The organism is Segatella baroniae B14 (assembly GCF_022024235.1).
In the GTDB taxonomy this organism is placed as follows: domain Bacteria; phylum Bacteroidota; class Bacteroidia; order Bacteroidales; family Bacteroidaceae; genus Prevotella; species Prevotella bryantii.
In genome coordinates this window covers 2210142-2223214 of sequence record NZ_CP091799.1, presented here as the reverse complement: position 1 = coordinate 2223214, position 13073 = coordinate 2210142, and the positions used below count along the sequence as shown (strand labels likewise).

13 protein-coding genes are annotated in these 13073 nt (G+C 38.1%); 11 read left to right on the top strand and 2 right to left on the bottom strand.

From position 1 onward, the window contains the following. Positions 1 to 11 precede the first annotated feature (11 nt). Both L6469_RS09515 and L6469_RS09510 read left to right on the top strand, forming a co-directional pair. Entirely contained in the window at positions 12 to 941 is a 930-nt protein-coding gene (locus tag L6469_RS09515) for a bile acid:sodium symporter family protein (RefSeq protein WP_006282681.1), read from the top strand. Then, positions 938 to 2752, top strand: a complete 1815-nt coding sequence (locus tag L6469_RS09510; RefSeq protein WP_050787935.1) for a GH25 family lysozyme — start codon at positions 938 to 940, stop codon at positions 2750 to 2752. The genes L6469_RS09515 and L6469_RS09510 overlap by 4 nt, the downstream gene beginning before the upstream one ends. Here L6469_RS09510 and dinB read toward each other — a convergent pair. Beyond that, on the bottom strand, positions 2745 to 3836 hold the full coding sequence (gene dinB, locus L6469_RS09505) for a DNA polymerase IV (RefSeq protein ID WP_006282683.1): 1092 nt from the start codon (positions 3834 to 3836) through the stop codon (positions 2745 to 2747). The two genes, L6469_RS09510 and dinB, sit on opposite strands and share 8 nt — an antisense overlap. Before the next feature lie 77 nt (positions 3837 to 3913). Between dinB and L6469_RS09500 the strand changes: the two genes are divergently transcribed. From L6469_RS09500 to L6469_RS09490, 3 genes are all read left to right on the top strand, one after another. Continuing rightward, positions 3914 to 4972: an alpha/beta hydrolase gene (locus L6469_RS09500; RefSeq protein WP_039870646.1), complete on the top strand. Its 1059-nt coding sequence runs from the start codon at positions 3914 to 3916 to the stop codon at positions 4970 to 4972. Positions 4973 to 5101: 129 nt separating this feature from the next. Next, on the top strand, positions 5102 to 6919 hold the full coding sequence (argS, locus tag L6469_RS09495) for an arginine--tRNA ligase (protein WP_006282685.1): 1818 nt from the start codon (positions 5102 to 5104) through the stop codon (positions 6917 to 6919). A 13-nt stretch (positions 6920 to 6932) separates the two neighbouring features. Continuing rightward, on the top strand, positions 6933 to 7406 hold the full coding sequence (locus L6469_RS09490) for an RNase H family protein (protein ID WP_006282686.1): 474 nt from the start codon (positions 6933 to 6935) through the stop codon (positions 7404 to 7406). A gap of 52 nt (positions 7407 to 7458) precedes the next feature. Here L6469_RS09490 and ribD read toward each other — a convergent pair whose 3' ends face one another. Next, positions 7459 to 8421 carry a bifunctional diaminohydroxyphosphoribosylaminopyrimidine deaminase/5-amino-6-(5-phosphoribosylamino)uracil reductase RibD gene (gene ribD, locus L6469_RS09485; RefSeq protein ID WP_006282687.1) on the bottom strand — a complete coding sequence of 321 codons (963 nt, stop codon included), beginning with the start codon at positions 8419 to 8421 and terminating at the stop codon, positions 7459 to 7461. Positions 8422 to 8480: 59 nt separating this feature from the next. Between ribD and prmC the strand changes: the two genes are divergently transcribed. The 6 genes from prmC (at position 8481) to argH (ending at position 13069) form a co-directional block, all read left to right on the top strand. Next, entirely contained in the window at positions 8481 to 9308 is an 828-nt protein-coding gene (gene prmC / locus L6469_RS09480) for a peptide chain release factor N(5)-glutamine methyltransferase (RefSeq protein WP_006282688.1), read from the top strand. Beyond that, positions 9305 to 9787 (top strand): regulatory protein RecX, encoded by a 483-nt coding sequence (locus L6469_RS09475; RefSeq protein WP_006282689.1) that lies wholly within the window; start codon positions 9305 to 9307, stop codon positions 9785 to 9787. The genes prmC and L6469_RS09475 overlap by 4 nt, the downstream gene beginning before the upstream one ends. Before the next feature lie 9 nt (positions 9788 to 9796). Next, on the top strand, positions 9797 to 10492 hold the full coding sequence (locus tag L6469_RS09470; RefSeq protein ID WP_006282690.1) for a ComF family protein: 696 nt from the start codon (positions 9797 to 9799) through the stop codon (positions 10490 to 10492). Between the two features lie 116 nt (positions 10493 to 10608). Next, positions 10609 to 11241: an orotate phosphoribosyltransferase gene (pyrE, locus tag L6469_RS09465; protein WP_006282691.1), complete on the top strand. Its 633-nt coding sequence runs from the start codon at positions 10609 to 10611 to the stop codon at positions 11239 to 11241. Between the two features lie 19 nt (positions 11242 to 11260). Further along, on the top strand, positions 11261 to 11680 hold the full coding sequence (locus L6469_RS09460) for a hypothetical protein (protein ID WP_006282692.1): 420 nt from the start codon (positions 11261 to 11263) through the stop codon (positions 11678 to 11680). Positions 11681 to 11731: 51 nt separating this feature from the next. Then, a complete protein-coding gene (gene argH, locus L6469_RS09455) occupies positions 11732 to 13069 on the top strand; it encodes an argininosuccinate lyase (protein WP_006282693.1) in 1338 nt (445 codons plus the stop codon). Positions 13070 to 13073 lie beyond the last annotated feature (4 nt).

Here is a 13073-nt window from a genome sequence, read left to right as displayed (position 1 = left end):
TTACAATTATGTTGAAAAGATTTTGTGATGTTATAGCTAACCATATGGCTACTATTGTAATCATAGTAGCAGTTTTGGCACTTCTTTTACCAACCACATTCTCCTGGTGCCCGACATCATGGATCAGTCCAATGCTAGGGCTAGTAATGTTTGGCATGGGACTCACTTTGGATCCTTACGACTTTAAAATTGTCTTTACACGACCTAAGGATATTCTCATAGGGTCACTGGCACAATTTACGATTATGCCTTTCATAGCCTATATTCTAGCCAAGATATTTGGTCTTAATGATGAACTTACAATTGGAGTTATCCTCGTAGGCTGCTGTCCAGGAGGCACCGCATCTAATGTAATAACCTATCTTGCCAAGGGAGACCTTGCTTTATCAGTAGGTATGACAACCGTTAGTACAGTACTTGCACCATTGCTTACCCCCCTACTAACGCTTGCTTTAGCTGGTGCCCGTGTAGAAGTAAACGCTTGGGGTATGTTTATCAGTATCATAGAAGTCGTCATATTACCAATAGCCATAGGGGTTATCCTTCAGCATTTTTGGCCTAAACAGACGAAACAAATTTCCAGTTACCTTCCAGCTTTCTCATCGACTGTAATCGCCATAATTGTAGGCAGCATCGTTGCATCAAACTCAAGCAAATTACTTGAAAGTGGCCTACTCATTATCCTCATCGTCATACTACACAATATTTGTGGACTAACCTTAGGCTATAGTGTAGGAAAACTATTAGGATTAGAATTAAAAAAGCAAATAGCCATATCCATAGAGGTAGGTATGCAAAATAGTGGACTCGCCAGTTCTTTAGCAAACTTGCATTTCGCCTTATATCCTATGGCAACTATACCAGGAGCAATCTTCTCTGTTTGGCATAATTTAAGTGGAGCACTCGTGGCAAAATTTTATGCCCATCAAATAGAAAAATGAAAGAAAAATTATTTCAATTAATAAAAATCAGAACAGAAATTATGTTTCTGATTACTACTATTATTGCAGTAGCATTTATAATGACACACCTGATTCCACTATCTAATCGGAAAAAGGAAAACTGTGCTGCTATTTTACACCAATATAACCAATATGCATTAACAGTCAATGGTAAAGAGGTTTTATACTTAAAAAATGATACTTTGAGTTTTCCTGCAGCATGGACCAAGCGCTGGGTTCTACAACCTTATAGTGATGGCAGACTGGTAACTCTATATCATGATACTAAACTCAAGCCTTATACAGATCTACCAGTCAGTCAATTTGTACAAAGCTATAAAAAAGAACTCCAAAACCAAATTGACAGCATGGCAAGCGAAAGTAAAGAGTTACATTATTACCTACGTGTACATAGCGTCGATGACGAAGGATTTACTATCGTTTCCAAATATAATATTGAGCTAGATTCAGTCATTACTCAAACTGCAAAAATTCTACATATTCTCGATAGTATTAAATCTTCTGATAAACTCGCTATTATAAGCAAACAAAAGTTCGCAGTACGCTATCTCGACCAGCATGGCAAGGAAACGATTCAGACATGTATATTGAAAGAAAAGGCACATAAAGGAAAATACCTGATATTTCAAACCCAAAACAAGAAAACACCAGAACATGTGGATATCTTGAATCATCAAGCATATCTTACTGCCATACCTGATTATATCTATACACAGAAGTATGGTACAATAGGCTTGGAAGCTATTCATTCCTGCAAAAATATCCAATTTGACAGAATATGGAATAACGGTTGGAAACTGACTAAAGACCTATGGATAAATATGAACGGCTACAGGATACAAGGCAAATGGAAAAATGACACCTTGTATTATGGTATCAGAAAAGATTCTCTCGGTATATATACAGGCGAAATGAACCGTTATGCCATAGCCAATGGATATGGAAAATATAATGCAGGAAAAGGTAATTATTCTGAAGGATTTTGGAAGAACAACCAAAGAAATGGATTTTGTTTTTCTATTCGTCCAAAACAGAAAATCAGAGCTGGAGAATGGAAGAATGATAAATATTATGGCGAAAGAGTCAACTATACAAGCAACCGTATCTATGGTATCGACGTAAGTAAATATCAACATGAAATAGGCAAAAAGAAATATGGAATCAACTGGAATCAAATTAGAATAATCAGCCTTGGAAAGCTCAGCAAGAAAAAGATTACAGGAAATATAAACTATAAAGTATCTTTTGCTTATATTAAATCAACTGAAGGAAAATCTATCTATAATAAATACTATAAAAATGATTATAATAAGGCCAAAGCTGCAGGCATTCGTGTAGGTACTTACCATTTCTTCTCAACAACGTCGAGTGCTACACAGCAAGCCAACTTCTTCTTGAAGAAATCATGTTTCCATAAAGGAGATTTTCCTCCAGTACTTGATGTTGAACCTTCTCACGAACAAATAGCCAAAATGGGTGGTGCACAAGAATTGTTCTCCCAAATACGCACATGGCTGCATATTGTAGAAAGAAAAACAGGTGTAAAACCTGTACTATATATCAGCCAGATGTTTGTAAACCGGTATCTACCTATGGCCCCTGACTTAAAACACAAATATCAATTCTGGATAGCTCGATACGGTGAATATAAGCCTGATGTAAAACTAGCATACTGGCAATTAGCGCCAGACGGACGTGTAAGTGGTATCCATGGAGAAGTAGATATTACCGTATTTAATGGCTATCAAAGCCAATTTTCCGATTTTGTAGACAAACATACCATCAGGTAAAATCAAAATCCAAAAAGCCCTCTTCCCAGTGAGGTTCTGTATCTATAACTTCTTCATGAGGATTTGATACAGATAGCCCCATCAGGCGAATAGGGTGATTTGCGTCAAATCTAAACTGAGTAAGCAATTGTTTTGCGAGAGGAAGAATCGTATCTTTCTCTCGCAAGTATTTTTGTTGTGTAATACTTTTCGATTTCTGAGTAAAATCACCATATTTAATTTTCAAAGTCAATGTTTTACCTCTGAAATCATCTTTTTTCAAACGCTCTACCAATTCTAATACGATGTGATATAGTGCTATGATAACTGATGAACGAATACTTATATCTTCTAAAAAAGTCTGTTCGCATCCTACCGACTTTCTGACATGCTCACTAATAACAGGACGTTCATCTATACCACGAGCAAAATTATAGAAAACAGGCCCAGATTTGCCAAACAGTTCTTTTAAATGATTGACAGAACACTGCCGCAATTGTAAACCATTAAAAATACCGACATGATGCATTCGAAGAGCTGTTTTAGGACCAACTCCCCAAAATTTTTCAATTGGTAATTGAGCTATAAAATCAAGCGCTTTATCAGGATGAATTACAAATAATCCATCAGGTTTACGATAATCCGAAGCGATTTTAGCTAAGAACTTATTATAAGAAATGCCAGCAGAGGCTGTCAAATGAACAGTTTCAAAAATACGTTGCTTTATTTCTTTAGCGATATCAACAGCCAAATCACTACCCTTTTTGTTTACTGTTACATCTAAGAAAGCCTCATCGATACTAATTGGCTCAATTTTATCTGTATAATCTTGAAATATCTCATGAATCTGATGCGATATTTTTGCATAGTAACTATGATGACTAGCTGCTATTATCAAATTAGGACATAACCGCTTAGCCATCTGAATCGACATGGCAGAATGAACACCATATTTTCGAGCCTCGTAACTTGCTGTCGACACGACACCACGATCACCATCACGACCTACAGCCAAAGGCTTGCCACTCCATTCAGGATGATCTCTTTGCTCTACACTGGCAAAGAATGCATCCATATCAATATGTATGATTTTCCTTCGATCCATAATATGCAAAAATACAAAAAAGATAGCATACAAAAGAAAAAAAACGTATATTTGCATATACCTATAAAATTCGACTTATGAAGAAATATTTTTTACTATCCACTTTCTTATTTTTCTGCACACTTCATGTGTTTGCTATTTCTGAAGTTGTCAAGATTCAAGGAGACCATGGTTTACTTGATGCCATTATTCAAAAGCCTATGACTACAAATGAGCAAAAGATACCTATGGTGATTATTTGTCATGGATTTATGGGCAACAAAAATGAATTTTTACTTAGAAATGTTGCAGATAGTCTAGAGGCAAGAGGCATTGGTAGTATTCGATTCGATTTTAATGGCCACGGCAATAGCGAAGGGGAATTTGAAGACATGACTGTACCCAACGAAATAAAAGATGCCTTACAGGTATATTACTATGTAAAAGCACTACCATTTATTAAAAATATTGGAATTGTAGGGCACTCCCAAGGAGGAGTTGTAACAGCCATGCTCAGCGGCCAGCTAACTCATGAAAAAATATCTGCTATAGCCCTTTTGGCTCCAGCGGCAGTGTTACGTGATGACTGCATCAGAGGAAATACAATGGGGGCCATGTACGACCCGTTTAATGCTCCTAACGGTGTAAAATTATTTAATGGTAAGAAATTAGGTGCCAACTATATCCGCACAGCGTTTAATCTGCCTATTTACGAAACCGCCATAAATTATCAAGGCCCAGCTTGCATTATTCACGGAAACAAGGATAAAATAGTACCTTACACTTATGGGCAACGCTTCAGCTATATCATCAAAAACAGCGAGTTTCACCTGATGGACTTAATGGATCATGGATTTTCAAAACATGAACAAGAAGTTGCTCATTTAGTAGCTAATTATATGCAAAAAATATTATTATCTACAACCAAGAGCCAAAAATCTATCAACAAAAAGAAAAGAAAGGTAGAATCCAAATTAAACCCTATAGGAACAGAAGATTTAGGAGGAGGATATGCCCGAGACAAAAATCACGCTTATTATAATGGCAAAATTATTTCTGACGCTTGGGGTGGTAATCAGTTCATTTACAAAGGTGACGGCTATGCTACAGATGGTATCCATACCTATTTTAAGGGACGACCTGTAGATCGAGACTAATCACAAAGCATTTTGTTATTTATGCACTCGATACAGTCAAATAGAGCAAATAATCAGACATAGCCCCAAATATCTCATTTTTTTTATGTAGTTTTGCAGCAAAATTCGAATTTATATTATTATACCGGTATGAAGATTGAAAATCAAATCAGTAATGCTGTCCTTGCGGCAGTAAAAGAACTATACGGACAGGAAGTACCAGAAAATATGGTACAGCTGCAAAAGACTCGCAGTAACTTTGAAGGTAACTTAACCTTGGTAGTGTTCCCATTCTTGAAGATTTCCAAGAAAAAACCAGAGGACACAGCTCAAGAACTCGGTGAATACTTACAAGCTAATTGCAAAGCTATCGCAAAGTTTAACGTTGTTAAGGGATTCCTTAACCTTTCTATCGCACCTGCCGCTTGGGTAGAATTGCTGAATGAAATCAATGCTAATCCTAAATTCGGCGAAAAACCCGTTACAGAGAATAGTCCTCTCGTAATGATTGAGTATTCTTCTCCTAACACCAACAAACCTCTCCACCTAGGCCACGTACGTAACAATCTTTTAGGTTGGTCTCTAGCTCAGATTATGGAAGCTAATGGTAACAAGGTAGTTAAAACTAATATTGTAAATGACAGAGGTATCCATATCTGCAAGAGTATGTTAGCTTGGTTAAAATGGGGAAATAATATAACTCCAGAAAAAGCAGGTAAAAAGGGTGACCACCTCATTGGCGACTTCTATGTAGCCTTCGACAAACATTACAGAGAGGAAGTAAAAGAGCTTGTAGCTCAATATACAGCCGAAGGTATGGGTGAAGAAGAAGCTAAGAAAAAAGCAGAGCAAGAAGCTCCACTTATCAAGGAAGCTCACGATATGCTTGTAAAATGGGAAAATAATGATCCAGAAATTCGCCAACTTTGGGCTAAAATGAATTCTTGGGTCTATGCAGGTTTTGACGAGACCTATAAAGCTCTTGGTGTAAGCTTCGATAAAATTTATTATGAATCAAATACATACCTCGAAGGCAAGAAAAAAGTAGAAGAAGGGTTGGAAAAAGGCCTTTTCTATCGTCGTGATGATAACAGCGTTTGGGCAGACCTTACTAAGGATGGTCTTGACGAGAAATTGTTGCTTCGCTCTGATGGTACTTCTGTATATATGACTCAGGATATCGGTACTGCCGATATGCGTTTTTCAGACTTCCCTATCGACAAGATGATCTACGTAGTTGGTAATGAGCAGAATTATCACTTCCAGGTACTCTCTATTCTCCTCGACCGTCTAGGCTTCAAGTGGGGTAAAGACTTGGTACATTTCTCTTATGGTATGGTAGAATTGCCAAACGGTAAAATGAAGAGCCGTGAGGGAACTGTTGTTGATGCCGACGATCTGATAGCAGAAATGGTGAAAGACGCTCGTGAGACATCTGACGAATTGGGCAAGTTTAAAGATATGACAGAGGAAGAAAAGAATGAAATAGCTCGTATCGTTGGTATGGGTGCTTTAAAATACTTCATTCTCAAAGTTGATGCTCGAAAGAATATGCTATTCAACCCTGAAGAGAGTATCGATTTTAATGGTAATACAGGTCCATTCATTCAGTACACCTACGCCCGTATTCGCAGTATCATGCGTAATGCTAAAGAGCAAAATATCAATATACCTGCATCTCTAAGTGATAATGCTCCTCTGAATGAAAAAGAGATTGAGTTAATCCAAAAGATGAACGACTTCTCTGCTGCTGTTGCTGAAGCTGGCACAAACTACTCTCCAAGTGGTATTGCTAACTACTGCTACGAACTGACAAAAGACTTCAACCAGTTCTATCATGACTACAGTATTCTGAAGGCTGATACTGAGGAAGAAAGAGTAACCCGTCTGGTCATCGCTGAAAACGTAGCAAAGATTATCAAAAATGGTATGGAACTCCTTGGAATTCAAGTTCCAGAGAGAATGTAATCAGACATTATAAATGGCAAACGACAAACTGATTAATCCACCAGACTGGCGACAAGATACGGTATTACCTATTCCTAATGAGGTTAAAGCCAATGCCTGGGCAGTAGATGCCGCTTGCAGTGGCAACCCTGGTCCCATGGAATATCAAGCTATCGACCTGACAACAGGTGCTCGGGTATTCCATTTTGGTCCGACTCATGGCACCAATAACATTGGAGAGTTTCTAGCCATTGTACATGCCTTAGCCCTCATGGAGCAAAAAGGCATCAAGGATAAAGTAATCTATTCTGACAGCTACAATGCCATCTTGTGGGTCAATAAGAAAAAATGCAAAACCAAAATGGAACGGAATGCTCAGACAGCCCAGCTCTATAATATTATAGAAAGAGCTGAAAACTGGCTGAAAACACATGCTGTTACAGTACCTATTTTAAAATGGGAAACAACAAAATGGGGAGAAATTCCAGCCGACTTTGGTAGAAAATAAAAAAAAGAGTAAGTAGTATTTAGATTCTACTTACTCTTTTTTGATATATGAATTACAAGTGTTCATACCAACTGATACGATTTCCATCATACATTTTTTGTCGCACAAGCTGAGCCGAATAAGGAAGAATTGGAGATTTAATACCTTCAGTAATTGTAAATGGAGACGTTTCTATACGAATTTCATCCCAAAGCCCGGCTTCTATGAAAGCTTGAAGAATCTGTGCTCCCCCTTCAACTATTAAACTTTGTTTTTTCTCTTGATAAAGATGAGTAAGTACAGAATCGATGTCTGTAAATGCAAGAAAACCTTCAGGTATACCATCTGTATTATGACTTAATACTATCCGTTCTGGTGAAGGACCATACCAGTCACGTACATTCAATTGCGGATGATCACTCTCAAGAGTTCCTCTCCCGATAAGAATAGCATCACACTCTGCACGAAGCTGATGCACAAGCATTTGGGTAAAAGGTGTAGAAATATGCAATCTATCTTTCCCTCCCATAAAACCATTAATCGTCTGCGCCCATTTCAATATAATATAAGGACGATGCAACATGTTAAATGTAAAGAAGCGCTTATTCGAAGCCTTACATTCCTTTTCAAGGACTCCCACTGTAACATCAATACCAGCATCTCTCAACTTCTTAATACCCCGTCCCTGCACCTCAGAGAAAGGGTCTATACAACCACAAACACATCGCTTTACACCTTTTCGAACTACTAAATCAGCGCAAGGAGGTGTCTTTCCATAATGTGAACATGGCTCCAAACTGACATAGAGTGTAGCATCGGCTAAAAGATGTTCATCTTCTGGTTTAACCGAAGCAAATGCATTCACCTCAGCATGAGGCCCACCATAAGAAGAAGTATAGCCCTCTCCTATTATTCGATTATCTGCAGAAACGATTACAGCACCTACCGAAGGATTTGGTTTGGCAGAATTCAGACCGTTACGAGCAATTGCTATACAACGGCGCATATATTTTTCGTCTATCGATTTTTGGTTCATACGCTTATTTTTATTATTTTTGCACGAAGGGCAAAATTAAGAAACCCTGATTTTATATCATGACTTATCAACAAATTTGGCAAAGACTTACTCCCCTATATGAAGCAGGCGAAGCACGTGCCATCACCCGTTTGGTACTTGAGCGTCTTTTTAATATGTCTATGACCGACATTGTTATCGGCAAAGTTAGTGAATTATCTTCAGAAGAAGAGAATGAACTAGAGAAAAATATACAACGAATCGAAAAAGGAGAACCCGTACAATATGTTCTTGGAATTGCCGATTTCTATGGCAGAACATTCCATGTTGAGCCAGGTGTTCTGATTCCCCGTCCAGAGACAGCAGAATTATTGGATTATATCCCTAAAGTCAATCAAAAACAGACTATTCTCGACATCGGTACAGGTTCCGGATGCATTGCCATTACAGCTTCTCTTGAGCATACACAGGCAGAAGTATCAGCCTGGGATATATCCCCAAAAGCATTGCAAATCGCAAAAGACAATGCCCAGCGCTTGAATGCCACCGTAGATTTTCATTTGCAAGATGCTCTCAATGCACCTGACCATCAATCCTGTTGGGATGTCATTCTGAGCAATCCACCATACATAATGGACAAAGAGCGACAAAATATGGAAAAGAATGTTCTGGATTACGAACCAGAATTAGCCCTATTTGTACCAGATCAAGATCCTCTGAAATTTTATACAGCCATAGCACGATACTCTGTACGTGCATTGAAGCCGAAAGGCATATTACTCTTTGAAATAAATCCCCTCTGCGCAGACGCCATGCTTCGTATGCTCCAGCAAGAAGGATTACAACAAAACGAATTGATTCAAGACCAATTTGGCAAATATCGTTTTACCAAGTCAATAAAAGAATGAAACCAATATCAGAACAACAAGCTCTATTCAAACTGACAAAACTTTGCTCACAATCAGAACACTGTTCTCAGGAAATGCTGGAAAAAATGAAGAAATGGGAGCTAGAAGAAGATGCTATCGCTAGAAATATGGAATATCTTATTCGGGAGAAATATGTAGATGATAGTCGCTTTGCTCGGTTTTTTATCAATGATAAAATAAAATATAACAAATGGGGACGAAAAAAGGTAGAACAAGCATTATACCTAAAACATATTTCCAAAGATATATCCGACCCCATCTTTGAAGAAATCGACAACAAGTTATATCTCGATGTTTTACGCCCTATACTACAGAGTAAGCGTAAGTCTATCAAAGCCAAAAATGACTATGAATTAAATATGAAGCTCACCAAATTTGCTATGGGAAGAGGTTTTTCCATGGATCTTATCAAAAAATGCCTAAATCATATCGATGATATACCAGACAACGATTTTTAAAATTACAATATGGCAAGTATCTTAGAATGCATATTCGATCTTATCGCCCCACGCACTTGCTATATCTGTGGTCGAAGGCTACATACCAGTGAGCATGTCATCTGCACCAGCTGCAATATTCACCTTCCTCGGACCTATTATTGGCAAGACCCATATGAAAACGAAATGGCGAAACTATTTTGGGCAAAAATACCAATAGAACGTGCAGCAGCCTTATTCTACTACCAAGGACATGCACCTGCTAGTCAAATCATATACAATCTTAAATATGATAATCACCCCACTATCGGATATCATATGGGAATTATGACAGCACTCGAATTTAGCAAAAATCACTTCTTTGATGATATTGACTGTATAATACCTGTACCCTTATCCTGGAGCCGCAAACTGAAACGAGGATATAATCAGAGTAACGAAATAGCTAAAGGCATACAGGAAGTAACAGGCATTAGAGTGGAAGAACATATCGTAAAACGTACCAAATTTAAGAGTAGCCAGACACATAAAGGCAGATGGGGACGTGAAGAAAATGTACGAGGTCTGTTCAAACTGACGCATCCAGAAAAAGTACGAGGCAAACACATACTTCTTATCGATGACATCTGCACAACCGGAGCAACCATGGTATCATGTGGAAAAGAAATTGCCAAAGCAGGAAATGTAAAAATCAGTATACTTACCCTTGGATATTCCAAAGGCTAGGACCTTTTTATTAAAATGTTAATTACTTTTAACAATACAGCTACGATTAAGAAACAAAATCATTGTAACTTTGCACTAATAATAACATATTATCATATAAAAGGCCAATAAATATTATGGATAAGCTAAAAAAAGTTTTTGCATCTAAGTTATTAAAGATTAAAGCTATTAAGTTGCAGCCAAACAACCCTTTTACATGGGCCTCTGGCTGGAAATCTCCTTTCTACTGTGATAACCGTAAGACTTTGTCTTATCCTGATCTACGCAGCTATGTCAAGTTAGAACTTACTCACGCTGTTTTGGAGCACTTCCCAGAAGCTGATGCTGTAGCTGGTGTTGCAACAGGTGCTATCGCTCAAGGTCAGTTGGTTGCAGACGAGCTCTGCTTGCCTTTCGTTTATGTAAGAAGTAAACCAAAAGATCACGGATTGGAAAATCTGATTGAAGGCGAACTGAAACCTGGTAGCAAGGTTGTTGTCATTGAAGACTTAATCTCTACAGGTGGCTCTTCTTTGAAGGCTGTTGACGCTATCCGCAAGAATGGTTGTGAAGTTATAGGTATGGTAGCTTCATACACATACGGTTTCCCTGTAGCCAAAAAGGCTTTCGAGGATGCAAACGTTAAGCTCGTCACTTTGACAGACTATGAACATGTAGTAGAAGAAGCTGTAGAAACAGGCTATATCTCTAACGAAGATGTAGAAGTTCTTCACGAATGGCGCAAAGATCCAGCTAATTGGAGAAAATAATATACGCAAAAAGACAAACATGAGCAGTACATTTGAAAGTTCTATTAAACAGATTCCTCACAAACAGGAATCTGTTTATCGTACACTTAGCGATATGAATAATATCGGTAAAATAAAAGACAAGATCCCTGCAGATAAGATAGAAGATTTGACTTTTGACACAGACTCTATCTCGATCAAAGCTCCAATGGTGGGCGATATCAAACTGCGAATCATCAATCGTGAGGAACCAAAGATGGTTAAGTTTGAAACAGAAAACAGTCCTGTTCCTTTTAATTTCTGGATTCAGATTTTACCGGTAACAGAAACTTCATGCAAGCTGAAGTTGACCATCAAGGCCGACTTAAACCCATTCATTAAGGGTATGGTACAAAAGCCTTTACAAGAAAGCATCGAAAAGATAGCAGACGTTATGGCTATAATACCTTATGAAGATTAACAATACGGATTCAACGATAACTAGACGAGAAGACTCTAAATTTACAAAATTATGGCAAACAAACTTTGGGAGAAAAATTTTGAAGTCAACAAAGAGATCGAACGATTCACTGTCGGTCGAGATCGTGAAATGGACCTTTATTTAGCAAAATATGATGTCATGGGCTCTATGGCACATATTACCATGCTTGAAACCATAGGATTACTCAAAAAAGAGGAACTCAACGTCCTGTTAAAAGAGTTGAAAAATATTTATGCTATTTGCGAACGAGGCGAATTTGTAATCGAAGACGGTATTGAGGATGTACACTCACAAGTAGAGGTTATGCTTACTAATAAACTGGGTGATATCGGCAAAAAGATACACAGCGGAAGATCTCGCAACGATCAAGTACTTGTTGATCTGAAACTCTTTACTCGACAAGAATTGAAAGACATCGTTGAAGCTGTCAAAATTCTGTTTGACGAACTTATTCAGAAGAGCAATCAGTACAAAGATATACTGATGCCTGGTTATACCCATTTACAGATTGCAATGCCTAGCAGCTTTGGTCTTTGGTTCGGTGCTTATGCAGAAAGTTTAGCAGACGATGTAACCTTCCTTCAAGCAGCTTACAAGATTACTAACCGTAATCCTTTGGGAAGTGCAGCAGGTTATGGTAGCAGTTTTCCATTGAACCGTACACTTACCACCAAACTATTGGGCTTTGACTCTATGGACTACAACGTGGTATATGCGCAGATGGGCCGCGGTAAGATGGAACGTAATGTTGCATTTGCTTTAGCATCAGTAGCAGGAACATTAGCCAAAATGGCTTTTGACGCATGCATGTTCAACAGCCAAAATTTCAGTTTTGTTAAGCTGCCAAAAGAATGCACCACCGGTTCGAGCATCATGCCTCACAAAAAGAATCCTGATGTATTCGAACTAATCCGTGCCAAGAGCAATAAAATTCAGAGTTTACCACAACAGGTAATGCTTATCATGAATAATTTACCTGTTGGCTATTTTCGTGATCTTCAGATTATTAAAGAAGTATTCCTGCCAGCATTCGAAGAACTAAAAGATTGTCTTCAGATGGCCGCCTACATTATCAATAAGATAGAAGTAAATGAGCATATTCTTGACAATCCGATGTATGATCCTATGTTCTCAGTAGAGGAAGTGAATAACCTTGCTGCATCAGGAGTTCCATTTCGTGACGCTTACAAGAAAGTAGGCCTAGAAATAGAAGCAGGAACATTTAAGGCTAACAAAAACATTCATCATACTCACGAAGGCTCAATTGGCAACCTTTGCAATGAGCAGATACAAGCACTGATGGATGAAAACATTGCAGGTTTCCACTTTGACAAAGTAGAGAAAGCCGAAAAAGAACTGATTAAATAATCAC